This is a genomic window from Rhodopirellula bahusiensis, assembly GCF_002727185.1.
In the GTDB taxonomy this organism is placed as follows: domain Bacteria; phylum Planctomycetota; class Planctomycetia; order Pirellulales; family Pirellulaceae; genus Rhodopirellula; species Rhodopirellula bahusiensis.
In genome coordinates this window covers 155773-179335 of the sequence record NZ_NIZW01000011.1, presented here as the reverse complement: position 1 = coordinate 179335, position 23563 = coordinate 155773, and the positions used below count along the sequence as shown (strand labels likewise).

Annotated in this window: 18 protein-coding genes; 2 read left to right on the top strand and 16 right to left on the bottom strand. The window is 55.1% G+C overall.

What is annotated here, in order from left to right; translation table 11 throughout:
* Positions 1–3: 3 nt before the first annotated feature.
* From CEE69_RS15870 to CEE69_RS15840, 7 genes are all read right to left on the bottom strand, one after another.
* Positions 4–2280, bottom strand: coding sequence for a glycosyltransferase family 4 protein (locus tag CEE69_RS15870; protein WP_099261592.1), 2277 nt, complete (start codon positions 2278–2280; stop codon positions 4–6).
* A gap of 3 nt (positions 2281–2283) precedes the next feature.
* Positions 2284–3354: a glycoside hydrolase family 130 protein gene (locus tag CEE69_RS15865; protein WP_099261655.1), complete on the bottom strand. Its 1071-nt coding sequence runs from the start codon at positions 3352–3354 to the stop codon at positions 2284–2286.
* Positions 3351–5147, bottom strand: coding sequence for a phosphoenolpyruvate--protein phosphotransferase (gene ptsP, locus CEE69_RS15860; RefSeq protein WP_099261591.1), 1797 nt, complete (start codon positions 5145–5147; stop codon positions 3351–3353). The genes CEE69_RS15865 and ptsP overlap by 4 nt, the downstream gene beginning before the upstream one ends.
* A 44-nt stretch (positions 5148–5191) precedes the next feature.
* Positions 5192–5455 (bottom strand): hypothetical protein, encoded by a 264-nt coding sequence (locus CEE69_RS15855; protein ID WP_099261590.1) that lies wholly within the window; start codon positions 5453–5455, stop codon positions 5192–5194.
* A gap of 116 nt (positions 5456–5571) precedes the next feature.
* Entirely contained in the window at positions 5572–5994 is a 423-nt protein-coding gene (locus tag CEE69_RS15850; protein ID WP_099261589.1) for a hypothetical protein, read from the bottom strand.
* A gap of 260 nt (positions 5995–6254) precedes the next feature.
* Positions 6255–7364 (bottom strand): squalene--hopene cyclase, encoded by a 1110-nt coding sequence (locus CEE69_RS15845; RefSeq protein WP_233215275.1) that lies wholly within the window; start codon positions 7362–7364, stop codon positions 6255–6257.
* An 81-nt stretch (positions 7365–7445) separates the two neighbouring features.
* Positions 7446–8738 carry a beta propeller repeat protein gene (locus CEE69_RS15840; protein WP_099261654.1) on the bottom strand — a complete coding sequence of 431 codons (1293 nt, stop codon included), beginning with the start codon at positions 8736–8738 and terminating at the stop codon, positions 7446–7448.
* Positions 8739–8872: 134 nt separating this feature from the next.
* Here CEE69_RS15840 and CEE69_RS15835 point away from each other — a divergent pair, with 134 nt between their 5' ends.
* Positions 8873–10165, top strand: a complete 1293-nt coding sequence (locus tag CEE69_RS15835; protein ID WP_099261653.1) for an outer membrane protein assembly factor BamB family protein — start codon at positions 8873–8875, stop codon at positions 10163–10165.
* Positions 10166–10957: 792 nt separating this feature from the next.
* Here CEE69_RS15835 and CEE69_RS15825 read toward each other — a convergent pair.
* Together CEE69_RS15825 and CEE69_RS15820 are read right to left on the bottom strand one after the other, a co-directional pair.
* A complete protein-coding gene (locus CEE69_RS15825; protein ID WP_158231035.1) occupies positions 10958–12043 on the bottom strand; it encodes an alpha/beta hydrolase family esterase in 1086 nt (361 codons plus the stop codon).
* Positions 12044–12186: 143 nt separating this feature from the next.
* The gene (locus CEE69_RS15820; protein ID WP_099261652.1) at positions 12187–15672 is read right to left on the bottom strand and encodes an exo-alpha-sialidase; all 3486 of its coding nucleotides are present in this window, start codon (positions 15670–15672) and stop codon (positions 12187–12189) included.
* 379 nt (positions 15673–16051) lie between these two features.
* Here CEE69_RS15820 and katG point away from each other — a divergent pair, with 379 nt between their 5' ends.
* Complete coding sequence (gene katG, locus CEE69_RS15815) at positions 16052–18472, top strand: catalase/peroxidase HPI (RefSeq protein ID WP_099261585.1); 2421 nt, start codon at positions 16052–16054, stop codon at positions 18470–18472.
* A 161-nt stretch (positions 18473–18633) separates the two neighbouring features.
* On the opposite strand, the gene CEE69_RS15810 is transcribed toward katG, so the two are convergent.
* From CEE69_RS15810 to CEE69_RS15775, 7 genes are all read right to left on the bottom strand, one after another.
* Positions 18634–20196 (bottom strand): SBBP repeat-containing protein, encoded by a 1563-nt coding sequence (locus CEE69_RS15810; RefSeq protein WP_233215274.1) that lies wholly within the window; start codon positions 20194–20196, stop codon positions 18634–18636.
* Positions 20197–20272: 76 nt separating this feature from the next.
* Positions 20273–20728 carry a YbjQ family protein gene (locus tag CEE69_RS15805; protein ID WP_099261583.1) on the bottom strand — a complete coding sequence of 152 codons (456 nt, stop codon included), beginning with the start codon at positions 20726–20728 and terminating at the stop codon, positions 20273–20275.
* 50 nt (positions 20729–20778) lie between these two features.
* The gene (locus CEE69_RS15800; RefSeq protein WP_099261582.1) at positions 20779–21531 is read right to left on the bottom strand and encodes a hypothetical protein; all 753 of its coding nucleotides are present in this window, start codon (positions 21529–21531) and stop codon (positions 20779–20781) included.
* Positions 21532–21614: 83 nt separating this feature from the next.
* Positions 21615–21863 (bottom strand): hypothetical protein, encoded by a 249-nt coding sequence (locus CEE69_RS15795; RefSeq protein ID WP_099261581.1) that lies wholly within the window; start codon positions 21861–21863, stop codon positions 21615–21617.
* Between the two features lie 486 nt (positions 21864–22349).
* A complete protein-coding gene (locus CEE69_RS15785) occupies positions 22350–22772 on the bottom strand; it encodes a hypothetical protein (RefSeq protein WP_143549262.1) in 423 nt (140 codons plus the stop codon).
* Complete coding sequence (locus CEE69_RS33220; RefSeq protein WP_233215273.1) at positions 22769–23089, bottom strand: hypothetical protein; 321 nt, start codon at positions 23087–23089, stop codon at positions 22769–22771. The genes CEE69_RS15785 and CEE69_RS33220 overlap by 4 nt, the downstream gene beginning before the upstream one ends.
* Positions 23090–23127: 38 nt before the next feature.
* Positions 23128–23556: a hypothetical protein gene (locus CEE69_RS15775; RefSeq protein WP_099261578.1), complete on the bottom strand. Its 429-nt coding sequence runs from the start codon at positions 23554–23556 to the stop codon at positions 23128–23130.
* Positions 23557–23563 lie beyond the last annotated feature (7 nt).

Genomic DNA, 23563 nt, shown 5'->3' with positions numbered 1-23563 from the left:
AGTTCAGTGAGTTGGGTTGGCGACGACACGCATCGTGGTATGAAGGCCTCGCATTTCGGCGAGTGAAAGAAGAAATGCGAGTGTCGATTCGGCACCCTGATTCGCATTGACTTGGTTTTCCATCAATCCGTCGAAGCAACCGCCGGTGGAAGGGTCGTAAATCGGTTGGCCGAGATCGTTGCGTCCCAGGAACCAATCGAATGCCAAGTGCGCTTGTTCGGACCAGAAGTTGTCCTTGGTGGCAGCGAAGGCTTCGATGGATGCAGACACCATGGCGTGAGCCTCGATCGCTTGCTGGTCGAACACGGCTGCGACGCCGCCCTCGGGACTGAATCCGTTCGAACCGATCGGACGAAAACGTCCTTGTGGTGAAAGCTGAACTTCGCAGAGCCATCGCAAAGACTTTATTCCAATGTCCGCGACTCGTGGATGATCGAACCAACGCCCGTGCGTGATCATTGCCTGAGAAATTTTGGCATTGTTGTAGGTTGCGATCTTTTCAAACCACGGCCACGCGTCGGTGGCGGTGGAGTCATACATATCGGCCAATCGTTCAGCGAGCTGCTGGCTCATCGCCGCGGCAACACGATCGCCACTGTAGCGGCGGAGATATTCGTGAATGCCGATGATCGCGAGCGCCCAGGTTCGCGGCGAGGTGGTTCTTTCACAGGCCGGAAGAGCTTGGTGGAACACTTCTCGTGCCCAGGCAACCAATCCTGCGTTGCTTGATCGACCAATGCATGTTCCTAGTGCCCACAAGGCGCGGCCCTGGGAATCGTCTGAACCGTCAGCTTCCAACCATTGCCGATCGAAGCTGAGAAAGTTGCGAAAGCGATTGGTTTCTCGATTGAAGGCATTGTTGAGAAAGGCAGCGTAGCGCGAAGCCAACGATCGCACTTCGGTCGAATCTTTGCCTTGTTCTTCTAACAACACCGTTAAGATCAGGGCCCGAGCGTTGTCATCGGTGCAATAGCCGTGCGCATGATCCGGAATGGAATAGATGGCATGTTGGACGATCCCGGTCGAGTCGCTGAGGTGCTGCAGGTGGTCGAGCTGCATTTGCGGCAGTGCCAAAGGTTGCTCGTCCAACGTTCGGACGGCTAGGGGTTTCAACGACGAAGATCGTTGTTCACGAGCCCGGTTGAATGAGTCGATGTATAGCTGTGAAACGTGTTCCCACGTCATGTCTCGCCCCAGATCGTAGGCCTTGTCACGCATTGCCAAGCGTCGTTCGTCATCGCTGAGTAGTCCAATCACCTCGCGAGCAATCGCGGATGGATCCGCAAATGGGACCAGCACCCCTCGTCCATCGGCGAGCAGTTCTTCGGCATGCCAGTAGGGTGTCGAAATGACCGCTTGACCACATCCGAAAGCGTATGCCAGCGTTCCCGAGACGGCTTGTTCGACGTTCAGGAAAGGCGTGATGTACAGGTCGGCGGCACCAATGAATTCGGTCAATTCCTCCAATTCGACAAATCGGTTGTAGAAGCTGACATGTTTGGAAACGCCCAGTTCCTTTGCCATTCGCTCCAGGCTGATCCGATAGCGTTCGCCCTGTTCGCGGAGCAGACTGGGGTGAGTGGCCCCCAGAATGATGTAGATGAAGTCCGGGAATTTGGCGACGATTTCCGGGATGGCTTTGAGCACGTGCTCGATCCCCTTGCCCGGTGACAACAATCCAAAAGTCAGAGCGACGGGTTTGTCTTCGACACCGAATTGTTCCTTCAGAACGCTTTGATCGGTTTCAGGAGCGTCCGGAATGCCGTGAGCGATGACGTCGATCTGTTCGCTTTCGACCGAATAGGTATCCAGCAATGTTTGTCGGCTCCGCTCGGTCATCACGACCAATCGAGTGGACAGACGAATGAGTTGCATCATCACGGCACGCTGGGCTTCGCTCGGTTCGGACAGAACCGTGTGAAGGGTTGTGACGACCGGCATCCGGACGTCTTGGAGGAGTGCGAGGATGTGGCTGCCACAGGGGCCACCAAAGATGCCAAATTCATGCTGCAGCGAGATGACATCCACGTTGCTGAAGTTCAAAAAGTCAGCGGCCGATTGGTATTCATCCAGTTCCTGATCTGCGACTTGAAATTGAACTTCGCTTTCATAAGCGTAGCCGCCTTCGATGTCGTCGAGTGTGACAACGATGCATTCGGCGCAAGTTTCTCTCGCAACGCCGAGACGCAGGTCATGTGTGAACGTTGCGATGCCACATTTTCGTGGAAGGTAGTCGCCAACGAAGGCTATTTTGAGAAGATCATTGGATATCATTGACATGGTTTATTCGTGGGGATTGCGTTCGAGCGAATCCAAAACGGATTGCTTTGAGAGCTGAACCGATGCCACGCAGGCGTCGGCTGCTCCGTAGAAGATTTGAAGGTTGTCGCCCAGATCCAGCATTGCGGTGGGGAAGACAACGTTGGGAACAAAGCCGTGGCGTTCGTGGTGCCGGATAGGTTGCAGGACCGGTTGTGCGGAACGGCCCAAAACTCGATCGGGATACTCGCGGTCTAGCAGGAGTGCTCCCGCGGAATAGCTTCCCACGGTTCCGGCTTTGCTTGGGCGAGTGCAACCGTGATAGAGCGTCAGCCAACCTTGGTCGCAAAGAATTGGTGGCGTTCCGCTTCCGACGCGGTCACCTTCCCAATCATGCAAACCATCGAGGACAAGTTCGTGTCGGCCCCAGTGAATCATGTCCGGCGAACGAGCGAGCCAGATTTGCGGAGGGCGAAAGTGGGAGTGCGGATTCGGACGGTGCAATGCGACGAAGTCGTCCCCAATCAATTCGGGAAACAGCACGACATCCTTGTTTTCGCTGGGGAAGATGATCCCGTGCCGTTGGAAGTTCACCAGGTCGTTCGACGACATCAGAGCGGTCGCGGCACCCGATCGAGAGACCGCGACATAGGTGATCCAAAAGGTGTTTCCGATTTTTGTCAAACGCGCGTCTTCGATGCCATATTCTTCCCAAGGACTTTCCGGGAGGATCGTCGTGACAAATTGCCAGTTCAGGCCGTCTTGGTTGGTTGTTTGAAAGAGTTGCAAATGAGAAGCGGACGTCAAACGCAAGTCACCGTTGCTCTTCATCGCAACGACTCGGGCATCAACAACCTCTAGGTCATCGTTCATGACCCAATCGATTTGCGTGCGGCCGGTTGGGGCGAAACGAGGCAAAGGTGTCCAGCCTTTTCTGACTTCAGTTGGTGATTCAGCAACCCGGGCTAGCATCACAAGTCGATCGCCGAACGACGCAACTGCCGGATTGAAGACGCCGACGACTCGAAGATCATCTTGCGACGGTTGAATGTCGCTGGGACGCAGGATCACGGTTTCGGCTTGACGCTCGATCATGAGCATGCCTTGATCGCATCGATCGACTGGCTGTCTAAGTCTTCAAACGTTTCGGCTTGTTTCGCTGATCTGAGCAGGTCCCGAACCTCTTTTGAAGAGCGACAGTCTTGAGCCCGCTGAACAAGATCGCACGCTTTGGTTGAATCGATTTGAGCAATGGCCTTTCGAAGACTTTCGGACCGTGAGGCGCTGACACTGAGTTCCCGGATTCCGAGTCCGATCAGCAGCTCAGCGAATTCCGGATCGCCGGCTTCTTCGCCGCAAACACAAATGGGGCGGTCCCAGCGTTTTGCAGCTGCGGCAATTTGATTAATCGCTCGCAAAACAGCAGGGTGCATCGCGGTCACCTGATCGCTTTCGGCCGAAAGCTCTCGATCAGCAGCCAGCAAGTACTGAGTCAGGTCGTTGGTGCCGATCGCAATGAAGTTAGCCAGTTCAAGAATCTCGTCCAGGCAGAACAAGGCTGCGGGCGTTTCGATCATGGCACCGATTTGAGGCCGCCTGAACGCATTGGACGCTTCGACAACATCGTCGACCATCTCGATTGCTTGAGCAAAGTCATGGCCCCCGATCACCATCGGGAACAAGATGCTGACGCCGGCTTGTTGAGCGACCTGGACGATCGCATTGAGTTGGGAACGCAGCAAATCCTTTTCTGCCAGCGAAAATCGGAGGCCGCGCAGACTCAGACTGGATGCATCCACGTTTTCGTCTTTCGACAAGAAAGGAGGCAGTTTGTCGCCTCCGAGATCAAACGTGCGGATGACTAATGGACGGTCGCCCAAACGATCGGACATCTGCGCATAGATACGACGTTGGGATTCAGTGTCTGGTCGGTGTTCGGATTGCAGGTAGAGAAATTCGGTGCGGAACAGGCCGACTCCTGCCAGCCCGTGAGCAAGAACTTGGTCGAGATCGGAGGACAGTCCGACATTGCCATAGAGTGTTATCTCCATGCCGTCGAGGGTTTGGCATGTAGCAAAGGAAGACGGGGCGGAAAGATTGGATTGAAGTGCATCCAGGTCGCGGTTCGCTTCAGCCAATCGCGAATCGAATTCAGACAGTTCCTGTTCATCAGGATTGGCGATGACGATGCCCGCCTCGCCATCGATCAAGAGCGTCATCCCGCTTGTAATTCGCTGAGTCGCGTTGACGATCCCCGAGACGGCAGGGATTCCCATCGATCGAGCTATGATCGCGGTGTGCCCGAGATTGCCGCCGACTTGAGTGACGATGCCGACGATCCCTGAGTCTGCCAACGCAATCGCATCGGATGGTGCAAGCTCTTGAGTGACGATGATGGCATCTTTGGGAAGTGCATCCAGGTGGGGCGCTGTCATCCCCATGAGATGCCGTTTTATGCGTTGACCAATATCACGCACGTCCGTCTCGCGTTCGCGAAGGTAGTCGTTGTCGATTTTGGTCAATCGTCCGACGGTTTGGCAGATCACAGAGTCCAATGCACCTTCGACGCCAACGAGATCGTGGGAGATTCGATCTTTAACCAATGACGCGATCTCACCCGCCATCGATGCATGGGCGGAGACCAAGTCAATTGCCGACGAGATGGAGGTTCTGTCTGTGGCGATGGACTTGAGGTCGTCGAGATCTTGTTTGGACTTTTCAAGTGCATCGTCCATTCGGTCGCATTCATCGGAAACTTTGGACCGCGAAATGGAATCAGACGCGTTCTCTCTCGAGAGCGTGATCGTGCGTTGCAGTTCATAACCCAATACGACAGCGACTCCTTTGGCGAGTCCGATCGATAGCGAGTTCCCTTCCATGCGTTCCATTCCATTTTTCCTGTGAGATTCTGATGCGGCCAGTCGTGCTCGTATCAACTGAGTTCAGCGATCACTTCACCGAAGGATTGGCCGCCGATGGAGCCAGCGTGCCGATAAGTTGGCGGATCGGAGACCGCGTCGAGCTCGTACAGAGCAACGCTCGTCAGCGTACTACCGCTTGACGATTCGCGATTTTCAGAGCGATGTAATTGCCGAAACGTGTCTTTCGTGATGAAACACAGGATTTCGGATGCTTGTGAACCATTTGCCAATGGTTGCTGATGTCCGTCGAATGGTCCGCCGATGAATTCGATCAACGCTTACCTTCGATCGCCCAAACGCAATACCACCCAAACCGAACGGAATCGTTCGATCGATTGGTTCAGCATATTCGCTGTTTTTTCGGGCCGAAGATGAGTGGCATGTTTGCCCTTCACGCCGCTGGCTCACTTGAAGCGGTGAGCGAGAAGGACTCCACTCGATACGTTGAGTCTGTTGGGTCCAGGATCAACCTGTGAGTAAGGTTGACTGTTTCGGAGCCGAGCCGAATCGCTTCGAGAACATTTTGGAAGGTTGCTGCATGGACCGACGGCTGAGTCGGTGAGTCTGCGTCAACCACAACCAGCTTCATCTCGTCCGCGTTCTGGTCGACGTGCTTTTCTAGAAAACGTTTGACCAACGGATATGGCGTCAATGCCAATGAGCTCGCTTTGAGGAAGACGTCATATTGGGACTTGTTGGAGAACCCATAGATGACGATCGGGTGGTCCTGCGGCGAAGTTTCTGTCAGCGAGGGACAGGCTGGAAACGCTGCGTCGTTCAAGACATAGCGTGGTGTGTTGGAAGTACCATCCACTGAGATCGCCTCCTTGGGCCATCGATAGGCCTGCTGCGGTTTGTCTATCGTAGAGAATCTACAACGAGAGCGAACTGCGGATCGCGAAAAGGGAGTTTGCAGTCGCGGATACGATGAAACAGCTGGCGGCACCTAAATGCACGCTTCGCGCAGGCCAACATTGCAGGCTACCACGATTCCTAACCAAGACAATCGCAAAAACAACGATGGGGGGCGAAAGCTGCCTTCGCGGAAAATTAGCAAAAACATTGGGTTTTCGTTCAATTCGTTGAGGGAGCGGACGTTTGAGATTCAAATGGCCAACCGGGGAGCTCACCGCAGCTTTGGAGTGCGAGGATCGCGTAGGCAGTTCCTGTGTTGGAAATCAAGTTGCCGGCGTCGTTGACGGGCGAGCGTGTGAACCACTTTCCGCTTGCGCGCTGGTTGACGAGCAACCATTGAATTCCCTTTTGCAAGCGTGGATCGCCCGCGGGAATTCCCAATTCACGACTGATCACGATCACCAATCCGGTTCCGTATCCGTCGCTGATTTGTGTGTCGAGCGGTTCGCCGTCGTTGCATTCCAATCCTTTCCAATCGCTTAAGAAGCCGGCTGTGGACCAGCCACCGTCCGGCAACTGTTTCGAGAGCAGTTCCTCCGCGGTTCTTCGGCGTTCGTCCGCAGTCATGAGGCCGTCGATTCGCTGGGAACACCATGCGATATTGGCACGATGGTGCAGCGACTTTGGCGGGTTGTTGTTGAAGTAGGTTCGCAACTTCGCAATGCCCGCCTTCGCGGATTCCGTTTCCGCGTATCCGTCCGGTGCGATGCCAACGGCCAGCGCAGCCAGCGTGACTCCAAAGTGGTCATCGATCTCCATCGGAGCGTAGTCGCAATCAGGCCAGTCCCATCCGCCATCGGCTCGTTGCGTGGTCCATAAAAAGTCCAGCACATCGCGCGTGATCGGGCTGAGGTGCCCGGTCGTTTGCATGTCGTTGAACGTCAACCCGGCGGCCACGACGATCACCCAGAATCCTTGTGCTTCTTTGGGGGCCTTTGTCTTCCAACGCTCGGTTCGGTACCGCTCGAAGAACTCACGGACTTCGCCAGAATCATTCTGAATGGATGCCAACGCGGGGCGAGCGAACATGTAGGGCATGTTGGTGTGGCAGGTCACACACTTCTTTTTTTTCTGCCAAGTCAGCGACGCACGATCGAGATAGACCGCAGCTTGTTTGGCAGAGAACGATTCCGCGATCGGCTCGTCGGCATCGATCGAGTCACGTTTGTCGGGAACGGAATCAAACGTGACGATGTCGGTTTGCGCATGGGCAAACATCGGCCAGGCGAATGAGAATGAGAAGAGCAGCGCAAAGGCAGTTCTTGCCATGGTTCGGTGGGAAGGTTTGAATCCCATGTGATCGGGTTCGCTTGTGTGGTTCAGATGCTGTGAAAATCTTCCGGGACAGCGTCAAATTGGTTTGGGTTTGATGAACAGGACTTCGCCGCGTTCGATCCATCCCTTCCGCAAATCGACGCGAAACCAGCCGTCGCTGTTTTTCTTGTGGAACCGGATTGCACTTCTTTGCCCGAACTCCTTCAGGTCGTATTGAGCCCATGTCTTGCCCGAGTCCGGTGAATAGATGATTCCCGTTGCGTAGGGCGACGCGGGAGCGTAGTGGGCAGACAGGATCACGCCATCTTCGATGATCATGTTGGCGGATTCGTAGTGTGGGTTGAACAACAATTCATGCTTGGTTGGATCCGTTAGATCCCCCGGCGCACAAAGGAAGATGCCGCGGTCGTGCGGCATCGTGCCGTTCTTTCCGTTGGCATCGGCGGCCCAGTAGAGTTGCCCGTCGACGAAGTTGATTCCTCCGGATTTGTATCGAGAGTTCGAATTGACGGACACCAACACGGTCCAATCCCACGCATCGTGCGCAGTGTCGTAGGTGCCGCGAAGCCAGTGGCATTCCTGGTGGTTGTTGCCGGCGGCATCGGTGCGATCGTGGTCGCCCGTGCAGGCGTAGAAAGCGTTCTCGGCAGGATTGTAAGTCACACAGTGGATGTGCCGGCAGACGACCGGATTGTCTGGATCGCCGAGTAGTTCGTCAGGCCCAGCGCCGGGTTGTTGGAACGTTGGACTCTGACCAAATGAGTACGCAATTTTGACGGTCTCGCCTTGGTCGGTCGAATAGTAAATGTTGACCGGTACCGCTCCGCCCAGCACGTTGCAGTAGTTGCCCCACACCAACATTTCGGAACCATTCACGTCCCAGGTGTGAACTCCATCGAGCGGATGAAAGTACCAGCCCGGATTCGCCGGATCGAGCGGTTGGTGCGGAACATAGTCGTTGCCGTCGGCGTCTTGAACAACAACTTCCTTGTACGTCTTCAGTTTGTCTGTGCTGAGAAACAATCGCGTGAGCGTTGCGAACAGGACGTTTCCGTTCCCGAGGATGCAACTGAACGTGATGTTTTCCGCATCGCGAAAAATGGCGTCGTGCGGCCAAGTGCGACCGTTGTCTTCTGACAGGTAAATTTTGCCTTGACCAAATCCGAACGCTTGGTTTTCTCGTTGAGAATCGATGTACGGCCCCTCGGGAGCCAGTCGGTACCAAAAGTGAGGCGTGGAGGGTGCGTCCGTCTGATCCGCGGAAGCACGGTTGCTGCTTAGAATCACGCCACCGCTGGCCGCCGCTGAGATCAGCCAATTCCGCCGAGTCAATGAAGCGGAAATATCATTGTCGAGGCGTCTCGTCATGGTGAACTCGTTTGGTCCGGGTGAGTCGGCGTCATTGTTGCGTTTCGCCAATTCTACCTGACTGATCATCGGCTATCATGAGTCAAGATTTGCTTCGCGTGCCCACATCAGTCGTTTCTTGCAGCCCAGACCTCATGATTGTTTTCAAATTCAGCAGACTCGCCCGCCTCGTCTTTGTGTCTGCGACCTTCATTGGCGTTTCTATTTCGTCCAACCAATTGATCGTGGCGGAAGATTGGAATGTGTTCCGTGGACCTTTGGGCAACGGGACCGCTGCAAAGAACTCGGATGTTCCAACCGAATGGTCACGTGAAAAGAACATTGCGTTTCGCACGCCATTGCCAGGTGAGGGCTGGTCATCGCCCGTCGTTGCAAACGGCCGGATCTACGTTTCAGCTGCCATTCCTGGTGATCAAAATCCTGAATCGAGAGCGACTGAGTACGACCTAACACTGATCGTCCTGAATGCGAAGAGCGGGAAGATTCTGAAGTCTGTTCCGCTGATGCAGCAAACGGCGGAGAAGAGCCCGAAGATTCACAAGAAGAACTCACACGCCAGCCCCACGTCCATCGTGGCCGGCAACCGAGTGTTCGTTCACTTCGGATATCAAGGAACCGCTTGCGTTGATCTCGACGGGAATCTTATTTGGAAGAATCGCGACTTGTTCTTCAAACCAGTCCACGGAAACGGAGGAACGCCAGTGCTGGTCGACGACAAACTGATCTTCACCTGCGATGGAGCCACGGATCCCAAAGTTGTCGCCTTGGATGCTGAAACTGGCAAAGTTGCTTGGGAAGTGGATCGGCCCGTTGATGCGACACGCAAGTTCTCTTTTTGCACGCCACTGACGATCGTTGTCGATGGCCAGAAACAGGTCGTCGCGCCGGGCAGTGACTGCGTTCTGGCAATTGATCCCGCAAATGGGAACGTGATCTGGCAGGTGCAATACTCGGGTTACTCCGTTATCCCCAAACCGATCTACCACAACGGTTTGGTCTATCTCTCCACCAGCTACGACACGCCCAGCATGCTCGCGATCGATCCAACTGGCAAAGGTGACGTCACCGAAACCCATCTAAAATGGTCGATCAAGAAGAACGTGCCGCACACACCATCCATGCTGGCCGACGAAGAATTCATTTATTCCGTCAGCGACGACGGAATCGCGATGTGCGTGGAAGCGGCGACGGGTGACGTTGTCTACAAAAAACGTGTGGGTGGCGGTTTTTCATCGTCACCTGTCTTGGTCGACAACCGGATCTACTACACCAACGAATCAGGACTGACGACCGTGGTTGCCACTGGTCCGCGGTACAAGGTTTTGGCGGAGAACGACCTGGAAGAACGCACGCTTGCTTCCGCGGCGGTCGACGGTGCCGCACTGATCCTACGAACAGCGGACGCGATCTACCGCATCGAAGAATAGTGCAGGTATTGCGAGCGATTTGGTTGGCTGGATTAGTTGCCGCTGCCGCGAGCAGATTGGCGAACGGAACTTAACTTCATCTGAGACCGGGAGCTTCGATGATCGAAGAAACCTCACCACAGTCCAACCAAACGGTTTCGCACCGGCAGCAACTGTCAATCGCGACGCGGCCCGGGCCGGCATAGAAGAAGGAATCCATGGACAGGCAACACGTTGGACAAGTCAATCGTGAGTGGTAGTCTCGCGGCCCATCCAACGCTGGATCGAATTCTCCCGAGTGATCGGCCCCGTTGTAGGATGCCCTTCGCTTTCGAATGAGTTTGGCAAACGCTGAGCTTTTGAGAAGGATACCCTGACACCTCCGGCAGCCTTCCACCGGATAGGTGTCGAGCGAACCGAGCTCCAATTGTGTGTCCTCACAAGTCAGGCAAGGAATGTCCGTGGTTGTGCCGGTCAAAACCAGGCCATCCGCGGAATCCTTCAGCGGAGTCGCGACTGCTTTTCTATCGCAGTGGTCACAGAAATAGCGTCCAAACCTTCCCATCCGTGTAATCGGTGCGCCGCAGGATTCGCAATTCATCGAGTTCTCTTCTATCGTTCAACGGACTCACAACTTCTCAGCAAACAGCTTTGCTGGTGGAAGCGTGGGTCACAGAACGATTCAATGAGCATGTGTTTCCAACTGCACGTCAGCGCATTGACAACACACCGTACCGATCCGTTCGGTTGTGACGGATGCATCAAATGCTCTGCATCCGATCATCAAACGCGGTCAGGTCGGGCGACTCTCCACTACTGGAAGGTGGCGTTTGCTGAGGCTGGTTGTGCAGCGACTTCTTCCTCCGTTGCGTCAGAACCGGCTTTGGCTGGTTCACGCGCGTGCTTTTGAAAAAAGTCCCAGATCAAGTCGAAGCCATTAACGTCTTGATTGGATTTTCCAATCAGGCGTTCGGGCATATACTGAGATCCGCCGGGGATGCCGTGCCCACCACCAACGACCTTGTGGAGCATCACGGCAGTGCCGCGTTTGCCTCCTTCCCAAAGACTGCTTTCGATGTGCGAACCGTCTTCGTCATCGATGTCCGGGACAAATTCAATCTTTGGGTCGCGTTTGGTCTGGTTGTGAGCAACCCATTTTGCGACCGCGTCGTCGGTTGATATACCGCGTCCACGTGGTGCATCCTCGTGGCCTTCGACTCGATTGAATCGGTTCATCAAAGGCTTGACGACCGGACCACCATCGTAAGGAACCAGTCGATCCTTCGTGCCATTCATGTAGAGAATCGAAACCGGTGATTCGGGTTTGAATCGCTTGCTCAGCGGTTCTCCCATGGTCGCGATGACAACCGCAACGGCCGCGAACGTTTCGGAGTGTTCAATGGCCAGACGCTGAGTCATGAATCCACCATTGGAAATCCCGGTCGCAAAGATGCGATCGCGATCAATGGGATGTTCGTTGCAGACCCGTTCGATCAACTCCATCACAAAAGCAGCGTCATCAATCGCCTGGTCGTGTTCGGCGAACATGGGTGAGTCGCGACCATCGTTCCAGTGTTTGTCGATCGCGTTCGGGTACACAGCAATGAAACCCTCGCGATCAGAAACGGGGGTCAATCCCATCATGGAAGCCATTCGAGAGTTGCCACCTCCGCCATGAAAGCACACGACCAGCGGGACTTCTGAGTCGTCTGGCAAATTTCCCGGCACGTGAATTCGGTACTCCCGTTCCTTTCCATCATGCTGAAAAGAAACGCTCGTTCCGGTCGCCCTGGCACGCAACCGAAATTGAGCGAAACCGCTGATCGACACCAGCGACACGATGGTCACAGCGATTGCCGAGAAGGCGATCCGGAAAAACATGCTTTTCTTGCGAGACATCGAGAGCATCCATCGATACGTGTCTGGAATCGGCGTAGATCGCCTCTTCAATGGCAACACAATACCATCGGTTCCTACCCGCGAGTGTTTCAGATTGAATCAGTGTGTCTTTGCCTGCCCCGAGTTCCCGTTGCGGAACTCCTTCAATTCGACTCGTCGTTTGATGCCTGTCGGTTCTTCGCTAAATGCTTGTCAAAGAAGGCATAAATCAACGAGTTGGAGTCCGCATTGGGCGAGTGATCAGCCCGATTTGTCATTGCAACTCGATCGTCGTGGCCGAGCAATTGATTGACGGCGACCGAATGATTGAGAGCTGTCCAACGGTGAATCGGATCAGCTGATCCGCCGGACACGAGGAACGGTCGCGGCGCCATCAACGCGTGCAGTTCGTGCAAGTCGTGTCCATCCGACACCAAATGTGGGTACAAACCCTTCGCCGGATTGTCATCCGTGATCATCCCGCGACTTCTCCACGGGCGTGGGTGATATCCTAGGTACCAAGGCTCCCAGTAATTCACGCCGGACATCGATTCGTCAAACACAATCCCCGGATCCGACCAAACGCCACAAGCAAAACGCTCAGAGAGGCAGGCTGCGAACATCGCCCACTTGCCGCCAAAGGAATGCCCCACCACGCCGATTCGATCCCCATCGACTTCTGGGCGGTCGGCCAACACCTGCCAAGCGTTCGCAGCGGCGCAGGCCAGCATCGACAAGGGCTGGACTGAGGCGTCATCGATCGACGGATGATACAGCGAATAGGTCTTCGCTTGCGAGGCGTCGGTCGTACCGATCGAAAGAGTCACGAAGCCTCGACGAGCCAACTGCAACGCAAAGTCACGGTGTGGCTTGCCTTCACCAATCGCCGTTTCAGGTTCGTAGTAAACCGCCAACACCGCGGGTAACTTGCGGGAGGCTGATGTTGGGGTGTCAGGAATCAGCAAGTAGCCGGTTGTCCGCTCCGTGGGTGTCCACTGAAATTCAACGGTGTGCTTCGTCAACGAATCGACCTTGGCCGTTTCCAAAATCTTCACCTGTGGATCCGAAATCAATGCCGGCCACTCACCCATCGATGATTCCCACCGAGAACGGATCTCTTCACGCCGGCGAGGCCAATTGCTCGCCTTCGTAACCCGCGTCCCGTCTTCGAAGATCAATGGTGACCGGCAGTCACCAAGCTCCTTCGCCAGTTCTCTCGGTGGTTGGCAATAGGCAGTCGGGTCCGCTTCAAGCCCCGGGTTGTGCTCCATCGATGCGAGTTCGTTCGGCTGACTCCATTTCAGCTTGGCGATGAAGATTCGATTGTCGCTGCCGTGCTTCTCGACTCCAGCGGGTTGCATCCATTCGGTCACCGAGACCCATGTTTCGTCTTGCGAAACGCGAGTGACTCCGAAGTTCCCGAGCCGCGCCCCATGCTCCGGCACTAAGACGCGTTCGGTGGATCGAATGACGCAAAGTTTCTGTGGATCCACCTGAGCAATGAACAATGGAGCCCTGTTTCGAAAAACGTGGTCGTTGTTTGCACCGCGACGTGTGTAGACCAGAAACAACCCATTGCTGTGGGTCACCCAGTGTTGCTGAGTGTTGTAGCTTCCCAAATCCTCGCCGTCGTCGAACCTCCAACTCCGGGGTTCATCAAAATGCAATCCATCGTCACTTGTTGCGACATAACCATGTTGGTCGTTTCGGATGGTCATGTAGAATCGTCCGTCAAAATGCGTCAGAGACGGTTCAGCCATACCCCTTTCAACCGGAATCGTCATTGCATTCCCGTGCTCGATGTAGTGCAGCGTCTCCCCATCGAATCGGCAACACACGATCAACGTCGAGAATTGTTTCCGATCGGGCTCCTTGCAGTAAACCGGCACCAACACGTCTCCGCCGGGCAGATCCACTCGCTGAGCACTTCCGGATCCCGCGTTACGAAAGCGTGGTTCGTCCGGCAACTCAACGACTTTCCAGTCATTCCACTGCTGGTCCTTCGGATCCACCACGGCGTACGCAATCCCGCGGGGCCGAACGTGCATGACTCGGTTGTTGCGATACCAAACCGTTTGTCCAATTCCCAGCAGACGTTGGCTTGCCGCATGCCACTGAGGAACAAAATCACAGACGGTGGTTTCGTCACCCTCTTTCAACAACTCAGGTGCCGCTTCGCCGCCTCTTGGCGTGACATCGCCTTGGACCTTCTGACGAGAAAATGAATCGATGGGACTCAGTTCCGACCACGCGTCCGCACCTGCTGGCTTGCGGGACTCATGCAAACGGTAGAAGACATCCGAACCCGACAGCAACAACTTCTGAGTCGTCATCACCGCGGTCGGCTCTCCATCGTCTCCGGGGATTGCTCCCACACGAGCATGCACCCAGCACTCTTTGCCATCAAAACCCTGGTGGGCAACTTCCAACGACACGGAATAGTCCAGCGTGGATTGCGGTGAGTTGTCCGCATCCTGTCCTTGATCGGCCGAGACATCATCGCCTTGATAGAACCAAGACACCGGGATGCGGGTCAGTTGCAACGAATTGAGTCGTGGGTATTCACAATGGGCCAGCAAGACATGCTCGTCGACGAACTCAATCGCGGTGTAGCAATACCAGCCCTCCGGGTCGGTTCCGACATTGTGGATGTTCTGCCAAGTTTGGCCATCATCTTTCGAGATCGCGGCGGTGAACGGCCGACGACCGACCGGCTTTTTCATCGCCAGTTCATCGTCGCCATTGTTCCACAGCATCAACAAATCGCCGGACGATGGAATTCGTTCGATCGACGCGGGCGAAACAGTGGGCTGGGTGAAGGTGGACGGCGTCAAGTCGCTCCAAGTGTCACCCTGGTCATCGGAATATGACAGCAACTGGAATTTTCCGCTCCGGCAAAACATCATCAACCGACCGTCGCTCAACTCCACCACGCCCGGTTCCTGTGCAAGCGATTTTGAGGACAACGCACTCGTGCTGCGTTGCCAAGTTGTCCCGCCGTCATCGGAGAGGTAGCAAACCATCTCAGCGGATTTGCGGTATCCCGGCCAACCGACTCGATAGTGGACCGCCAACGGAACGACCAATCGACCACTTCGAAGCTGGATCACTCGGTCGTTGTTCAGGACGCTGTACGACGGGGTGTCTTTCGGAACAATGCGAGTTGGTTCAGACCAGCTCACTCCCTCATCCAAACTCGTTCGCATCAAAATGTCGTCCAGGAACAAATGCTTGGCTTCTGGAGTGGGATCGTACTTGCGGATGTAGAACAATCCGATCCGACCATCTTGAAACCGCAACAACGAAACGGACATCAAGTTCGCATCTTCCTCACCACGTTCGATCACGGATTCATCATCGGACGTCCAAGTCACACCGCCATCTTCCGATACCCGCGAAACCAATTCGGCGGGCGCGTGGTCTCCCGTTCCAATGAACTTGGTGTAGACCAGCAACAAGCGGCCGTCCTTCAGCCGAACAAAGTCACCTTCACTGTTGCGACCGTTCCCGGGTCGCGGTTCGATTCGCAGGACCTTTTCGACTCCTTCGGGAACTCCCGTCGGAGGTCGCTCGGCTAAGACTGTGGTGCATGTCAGCAACCCAGCCAGGATCGCGGGCGTGGCAAAGCTGGTCATCTTCGAGAAAAACATGGCGTTTTCATACGGAGAGAATTTCGTCGCAGAGCTGGTTCGGCGAGATGTCCACATCCGTGACAAACAGCCACGGAATTGGAAAGCGAGCGACGAAATGGGGCGGGTGATAGTCAGGCGGGAATCGAGTGATCGATCGAATGCATATCTTAGTGCATTTTGAGCACCCAATTCGCGTTTGCACCCCAAAACGCCGTAGCGTGCCGGTGTGGAGCCGCAAGGCTCCCTAGTGGACAAAACCCCTCATGCACAAAACGCATGCGGAAGATGCGAGGAATGCATTGGACGTTTGCTTCCCGAGCCCGATACTAGTGAGTGACCCATCTGCACCAAGCAAACCAGCTTGGGACCTGTTTGCAACTTTATGAGGACGCGGACGATGAACTCCACAGCTAACTACAAGACTCAACCAACGACGACAGCTCAATTCTGTCGTCAATTCGCGAAGCGACTTTTTCGTGGCCCCGTTTCCATTCGACCGGTCGCGTTGACCCTCGGATGCTTGGCTGCTTCCACCAGCGCAAGCCTGTTCGCTCAAGAAGCGACTTCGCAGGCCGATGCGCTCAGCAAATGCCCCGTCATGGGCAACCCAGCCGGCCCAAATCGGCACACGGTCTCCGGTGCAATGGGCAACGGCGATTGGTGGCCCAATCAACTGAACCTGGACATGCTCCATCAAAACTCGATGAAGAGCAATCCGATGGGCGCAGACTTTGACTATGCCGCTGAATTCAACTCGTTGGATTTGGAAGCCGTCAAAACGGACATCAAAGAATTGATGAACACGTCGCAAGACTGGTGGCCGTCCGACTACGGACATTACGGACCGTTGTTCATCCGAATGGCTTGGCACAGCGCCGGTACCTATCGAGTGTCCGATGGACGTGGCGGTGCATCCGATGGCACGCAACGTTTTGCTCCGCTGAACAGCTGGCCTGACAACGCGAACTTGGACAAGGCTCGTCGATTGCTTTGGCCAGTTAAACAGAAATACGGCAGCAAGATTTCTTGGGCCGACTTGATGGTGCTGACCGGTAACTGCGCTCTCGAAGACATGGGCTTCGAAACATTCGGCTTTGCCGGCGGCCGCGAAGATGTCTGGGAACCGCAGAAAGATGTCTACTGGGGTCCAGAAACCACGTGGCTCGGTGACAAACGCTACAGCGGCGATCGGGATCTGCAAAACCCGTTGGCTGCGGTGCAAATGGGTTTGATCTACGTCAATCCAGAAGGTCCCAATGGCAAGCCAGATCCAATCGCGGCGGCCAAAGACATTCGCGAAACGTTCGCACGCATGGCGATGAACGATGAGGAAACCGTTGCCTTGATCGCTGGCGGACACACGTTCGGAAAAGCCCACGGTGCAGCGACTCCAGAAGGTAACGTTGGTGCCGAGCCCGAAGGCGAAGGATTGACCGCGCAGGGACTTGGGTGGATCAACAAGCTTGGTACCGGCAACGCGGGTGACACAATCACCAGTGGCTTGGAAGGTGCTTGGACATCCACGCCCGCAGAATGGTCGCACGGCTACTTCGAGAACTTGTTTGGCTACGAATGGAAGCTGGTGAAGAGTCCCGCGGGTGCTTGGCAATGGACGCCGACCGATGAAGCCGCCAAAGGCACCGTGCCGGACGCACACGATGAATCGAAGTCGCACGCACCGATGATGTTCACGACCGACCTGGCCCTTCGCATGGACCCAGCGTACGGAAAGATCTCGCGTCGATTCCACGACAACCCGGAAGAATTCGAAAAGGCGTTCGCAAAAGCTTGGTACAAACTCACGCACCGTGACATGGGACCAGTTTCGCGATTGCTTGGCGACAGCGTTCCTGAACCGCAACTTTGGCAAGACCCTGTGCCCGAAGCCACCTTCGACGTGATCGGTTCGAAAGAGATCGAGCAGCTGAAGCAAAAGATCCTGGCGACCGACTTGTCATCATCGCAACTGGTTTCGACCGCGTGGGCATCCGCTTCCACGTTCCGAAACAGCGACATGCGTGGTGGAGCCAACGGGGCCCGAATTCGCTTGGCACCGCAGAAAGATTGGGAAGCCAACGAGCCAGCCGAATTGGCCAAGGTTCTTTCCACTTTGGAAGCTGTACAAAAGGAGTTCAACGGATCACGCAAAGACGGCAAGCAGGTCTCGATGGCTGACTTGATCGTGCTCGGTGGTTGTGCGGGTGTTGAAGCCGCAGCGATGAAGGCTGGGCATGCGATCCAGGTTCCATTCACACCTGGACGCACCGATGCGACGCAGGAAATGACTGACGTGGAAGGACTGGAGCCCTTGAAGCCAATCGCCGACGGGTTCCGCAACTACCAAGGTCACAACGCGGACCGTCCCGCCGAAGAGATGCTGGTCGACAAAGCGAATTTGCTTTCGTTGACTGCTCCTGAAATGACCGTATTGGTTGGCGGCATGCGTGCCCTCGACACCAACGTCGGTGCGGGACCGCTCGCGGACCTCGGCAAATTGACGAAGCGTCCGGGCGCGTTGACGAATGATTTCTTCGTCAACCTGCTGGACATGAACACTACCTGGAAACAGTCGCCGATGTGCGAGCACTTCTTTGAAGGTCGCGACCGCGAATCAGGCAACATGAAATGGACGGCCAGCCGAGTGGACTTGGTCTTCGGATCCAATTCGCAATTGCGAGGAATCGCAGAGGTCTACGCCAGTGAAGACGCAAAGGAGAAGTTCGTCGAAGACTTCGTGGCCGCTTGGACAAAGGTCATGAACCTCGACCGGTTTGATGCGAAAGCGTCGGCGGACGCCGGTGAATTAGCAGCCAAGTGATTGGTTGAGTTGGGTCAAAGTCTTAGCTATCTGTCGAAGGCGTGTGTGGGAGTTCTCATGCACGCCTTCGGCTTTTGGTGGACTGAATTGTCCGATCTCGAATTGCAGGTTGGTTCTGCTTGGGCCGGTTGCCTGGGCGCCGGAGGGCTGGCGTCCTGCCGCTATTTTGTGAACGCAATTTTGGCGAGTATCACGTCGCCGGCGAAGCAGCCGCCTTTGTAGCACAGCTCTTTTCCGCCTCCGCCACCAGCGAATGTGGCTTGATGAGCCGACTTCATCGGCCAGCCAGGACCGTTCGTTGATCCTGTGATGTACAGATTTCCCGCTTCATCGAGAAAGCACGATCGTCCATCGTCATAGCTTTCGCCGCCAAGGTAGCTGCTGAATTCTAAATGCGAGAAATCGTCCGAAAGGACCACCGCGATCGCGTCGCTGGGGTTGGATTGAACAGGTTGCAAAGCATCGTCGGTGACGGGGAAATCGGCCGATTTAACATTGCCCGTGAAAAACACATTGCCACGCTCATCCGCGTAGACACCATCGGGACCTTCGTTGTCCGTTCCGCCCAAATACGTGCATTGCAACAAAGCACCTTGCGTCGAAAATTTTGCGATCACCATGTCCCGGTCGCCGCCGGCAAATTTGCTTTGCACGACTCCTTCCGTGACTGGCAAATCTTTGCTGGTGGTCGAAACCGCGAGGTACGCATTGCCACGAGAGTCCACAGCCATGCTGTGGGTGCTGTTTCCTTCTTCGTTGCCGGTGCTGCCGAAGTAGGTTCCGTACAAAAGGTTTTCGCCGTTCGGGCTGAGCTTGGCGATGAAGGAATCGGCCCCACCACCGTAGGTGCGTTGGCGAGCTTGCGATGTCGTCGGGACGTCCGTCGAATTGGTGGTGAAGTTAAGGAAAACGTTTGAATCCCGGTCAAGTCGCAATCCACAGTTGCCAACCTCGTCGCCCGAACCGCCCATCCAAGTCGCCCAAATCACGTTCTTGCCGTCGCCGCTGACCTTGATCGCGCCGACGTCCGCACCGCCGATCGGTTGCTTCCGATATGCATTCGCGAACCATTCACTTGGCGGTGTCGGACCGACTCCGGTGTAGCAAAGCGGTAGGTACACCGACCCTTCCTCGTCGATGGCAAGATCGCGGCACAGTTGATTGGCACCGACATAGGAACTCCACTGCAACGTCGATCCATCGGGACTGAGTTTGGTGATGAAGCCGTTCTGCATCCCATAGATGCTTTGCTTGGATCCCTGGAACTCTGTCTGAAAAGCATCTTCCGTCACCGGGAATTCTGGACCCGCTCTGCCGGCGATGAAGACGCTGCCTTCTGAGTCGACCTCGACCGCGTAAGCACGGTCATAGTTCGGTCCGCCGAGCAACGTTGACCAAACCAATGCCCCGTCTCGATCGAATTTGCAAACAAACGCATCGCAGTGACCAGCACTATCAATTCGCGCTCCCGAGCGATCGTGAACTCGCAGAAATGTACCCTCCGTGGTTGGGAAATCGGTCGAAACGGTTCCACCCACGATGTAAACGTTGCCTTCGGAGTCCGCACAAACGTCTCGAGCGTGTTCCCAATCGCTACCACCTAGAAAAGTAGAAAATGCTAGTTCGTAGTTGTCGGCCAGAACCCATCTGGGACCGCCCGCAACAAAGCAGAGAACAACAACGCAGAGGAACCGTGGCGATGGGCTCAAAAGTAGGCGAATCAACGAACAGCTTTCGTTTTTGGAATTGGCTGGAGTCGGCGGCATACAAGCTCAGAAGCTTGTATTGGCAAGATGATAGTCACCCAGTGTGACCGGTTTGACGTGGCGTCACCGTGACCGCGGTTCCGCTGCTGCAGATCATCAGCATTGTTCGACCCACGGTGGAATAGTCAAAACGAATGCCGACGACCGCGTTCGCTCCCAACTGCGTCGCACGCTCAGACATTTCTGACATTGCCATGTTGCGTCCACGAATCAGAACTTTTTCGTAGGCGCCCGACCGTCCGCCGACCACATCTGTGAATGCGGCCGAGATATCCCTCAACACATTTGCACCGTAGATGGTTTCGCCAAAGACCGGACCGTGGTAGGCCTCGATCGTATGCGTCTCGAACGTCGGCGTGGTGGTCATCGGCATTACCAATTGGACGGCGACTTGATCGGGATCAGAGCCGGGCCGAGCAGCGCCGCACTTTCGGCAAACATTGTATCCCAATTCAGTCGTGCCGCCGCACGATGGGCAATTCCAAGGCATTCAAAGTGTCCGTCGATGGAGTCAAGGATGGCTGACCCAAGATAGCAGTCTCAGTGATCAGCCGGTGCATTCTTCACGTGTTCGAGGTAGTCAAACGCGAATGGATCGCCGATGGCTGTCCAAAGAAAGATCCGTCCGCGACGTTCAGCAAGATAGTATGTCTGCGTTGTCGGCCAAAGTTCCCCTTCCAGCGTCAACTCCAGTCGCTGGTGAGAATGTCTGTTTCCAGCCTCTTTGGGCAGCAACTCCCAAGACCCATCGCCGCGGAAATAGCCAAATCGACTCTCGCGATTTCCCGCCCCATCTTTGAACGAACGGAACCGAGCACTCCCATCTGCGTTCAGCTCGATGAAGTGAGGTTCGCCGCTCAAGTGGTATCGCTCTGACAGAAACAAAAAATCCAACGTTTGTTCGGTTGGCGTCCAAGTGCCTTGCAATTCAGAGGGGGCAATCACTCGATCCATGTGCCGATGGGAGGTGCCCATCGATGAGAACGCAAACATGATTGGCACCATTGCTATCAGAAGCCACTGCAATGCCGCAAAACAAAGAATATTGAGAAGAAGAGCGAACAGAAACTTTCGTGAGTATACGAGCACACCGAAGGAGACGCCGGCGAATACGAGCAGTACTCCCAGGATCAGCGAGGCTGAAGGTTGCACGAACTTTGCATCAATCATCAGCCCGAGCGCAATCGCGGTAACGATGAACGATCCGATCGAAGAGAGGCTCAGTCCCCAAGCCAACTTCCGCGAGGTGGTTCCGCGCGTCCAGCAACAATAGCCGTCTCGCAATCGGTTCATTGCGTCCAAGCCATGCTTGTGTGCATTGAAGGTAGGCGACTCTTGAACGCCATAGCTATTCCGCCTTGTCCGCCGGACGTTCTTTAGGTCGCAGCAAAGGCAATCGCCCCCACCCCGATTCTCGCGACAAAGCCGATCGCGAGCATCAGAACTGGAATCTTCAGTTCTTGAAAGTTGAGAATCCCGTAAACCAATGAGATCGGCGAGATGATCAAGCACCCAATGCCCCAAAGGATCTCACCTTCGCTGAATGCCATGACGGTGATCCAAAGCCAGCCAATAACACCGGCCCCGATCGCGATGATCGCCAAGAGATTAAGCAGCATGTCCATGAACGATTCCGGGTGGCAAGTCGATGTTGAGGATGCGAAAATGAAAGAAGACAAACGGTCATTCTACACCGCCGCCCGCACGGAGGGGGGCGTCTCCCCACGGAGAATCGTGTCTGCTGACGCAACGTCTGCTAATCCTTCATCGGAGTTTGCTTCCCGGTATTGGCTTGACTCTGACGAGCATGGCTAAGCAGCGAGAAAATGCCCGCCGAGACAGTCCAAATGGCTGAAAGGAAGATGAGAACAGGAGCCACCCGCTCTATCAATCCGACCCAACCGAACTCCTCAATTATAGGAATGACCTTGCCTTCCGCATCAAACGCACGATGCCGCGGTATGGCCGGAACAACGATCCAAGCAATCGGCAGACCGACCAGAAAAAGCCGTTGCGACAGCCAATCAGAAAGGCTAGCCTCGCAGACACAAAGGTTGGCTTCGGTTCGTGTGCGTCAGGCAACTCCTGTGGCGTTTCAAATGGATTCGAAATCAATTGTTGTCCCTCATGATCGAGTGAAGTGACAACTGTTCATTGCCTTCTCCATCCATGTTCGGTGCTTCAGGATCTGTAGTCTGTTCAGGCAAACTCCGCCGATGCCTCAGACCCTGATTGAAAATGACGGCCAGCACCCATCCCACAAATGCACTGATGAAAACGATGTGAAGTGAGAATGGGAATGCAATTGGAAATGCAACCAACGCACCCAAGCCTCCTGCAATGTAGCAACGAAGGATGTCGAAGATGTTCGCGCGGTCCGCGAGAGAGATGATTGTCATCCCAGGCAATCCGATCAACACGAAAAACATCTTGAACATAGTTGGATTTTGAACCGACCACGCAAAGATCAAACAGCAGTGGGCCCCGATCAGAGTCAGTTGCAACTTCGATAGCTTCCGATGCCAATCAGTCATGGGTTGCGAATCCATTTGATTTCATCCTCTTCGTCAATCACTCCGTCGCCATTGGTGTCTTGGTCAACTCGGTGGTATCCCACTCGGAAGGATCTCAAGTTACACGTTTCGCCATTCGCTGTCTGAACATCGTAGAAAAGGTAAGTTCCGATGCGAACGTTGTTCTGAATCGTCCGATGCTCTGCCTGGGTCAACGTACGGTTGGAGTGGACTCGAACAAGGTTAGGCAGGCGTCTCAGAAGCTTCAGGTGAATCGCCTCACAACGTTCGTTTGGTAGGGTCACCGAACCGACATCAATCGATGTACGAACGGGCATTTGATTCAGCATCACGCTCGATGAAGAACACTCGCGCACTATTTGGCAACGCGTCTGCGGAAGCGGTCGGCGACCATGAACACCGATCCGACCAGCGTCCCGGTGATGTATCCCCAAAACGCACCGCTGATGGTGACAAAAATCATCTGTGAAAGAAGAGTGGATGGTAGCAGATGAGTCGATTGGAAACGCCAACTCACCACTGTTACAACTACGAACGTCACTGACCCCGTGAGAACCGATGCGAGTCGTGGCTTTGCACCACCCCACAACAATGCTTGTGTGATCGCTACCAACGCGATGAAGGCACCGACTGTCGCTGTGAAACCAACGGGAGCTCCGATAGCCTGGCAAAAAGCGAAGATGCCCGCGTAGAAGGTTGTGGCAACGATGATGCTAGCGAGGTCGAATCGACGCCGCGCGGAATACAGTCGAACGTCAACCGGTTCTTTCGGATCGATGTCCATCTCGCAT

Bases quoted from the DNA above. Each gene is read 5' to 3' on its own strand.
- CEE69_RS15820 (WP_099261652.1), bottom strand. From the start codon at position 15,672: ATGTTTTTCTCGAAGATGACCAGCTTTGCCACGCCCGCGATCCTGGCT.
- CEE69_RS15840 (WP_099261654.1), bottom strand. From the start codon at position 8,738: ATGACGAGACGCCTCGACAATGATATTTCCGCTTCATTGACTCGGCGG.
- CEE69_RS33220 (WP_233215273.1), bottom strand. From the start codon at position 23,089: ATGCCCGTTCGTACATCGATTGATGTCGGTTCGGTGACCCTACCAAAC.
- ptsP (WP_099261591.1), bottom strand. From the start codon at position 5,147: ATGGAACGCATGGAAGGGAACTCGCTATCGATCGGACTCGCCAAAGGA.
- katG (WP_099261585.1), top strand. From the start codon at position 16,052: ATGAACTCCACAGCTAACTACAAGACTCAACCAACGACGACAGCTCAA.
- CEE69_RS15795 (WP_099261581.1), bottom strand. From the start codon at position 21,863: ATGGACATGCTGCTTAATCTCTTGGCGATCATCGCGATCGGGGCCGGT.
- CEE69_RS15825 (WP_158231035.1), bottom strand. From the start codon at position 12,043: ATGTCTCGCAAGAAAAGCATGTTTTTCCGGATCGCCTTCTCGGCAATC.
- CEE69_RS15775 (WP_099261578.1), bottom strand. From the start codon at position 23,556: ATGGACATCGATCCGAAAGAACCGGTTGACGTTCGACTGTATTCCGCG.
- CEE69_RS15865 (WP_099261655.1), bottom strand. From the start codon at position 3,354: ATGATCGAGCGTCAAGCCGAAACCGTGATCCTGCGTCCCAGCGACATT.
- CEE69_RS15835 (WP_099261653.1), top strand. From the start codon at position 8,873: ATGATTGTTTTCAAATTCAGCAGACTCGCCCGCCTCGTCTTTGTGTCT.
- CEE69_RS15800 (WP_099261582.1), bottom strand. From the start codon at position 21,531: ATGAACCGATTGCGAGACGGCTATTGTTGCTGGACGCGCGGAACCACC.
- CEE69_RS15845 (WP_233215275.1), bottom strand. From the start codon at position 7,364: ATGGCAAGAACTGCCTTTGCGCTGCTCTTCTCATTCTCATTCGCCTGG.
- CEE69_RS15870 (WP_099261592.1), bottom strand. From the start codon at position 2,280: ATGTCAATGATATCCAATGATCTTCTCAAAATAGCCTTCGTTGGCGAC.
- CEE69_RS15785 (WP_143549262.1), bottom strand. From the start codon at position 22,772: ATGACTGATTGGCATCGGAAGCTATCGAAGTTGCAACTGACTCTGATC.
- CEE69_RS15805 (WP_099261583.1), bottom strand. From the start codon at position 20,728: ATGCCTTGGAATTGCCCATCGTGCGGCGGCACGACTGAATTGGGATAC.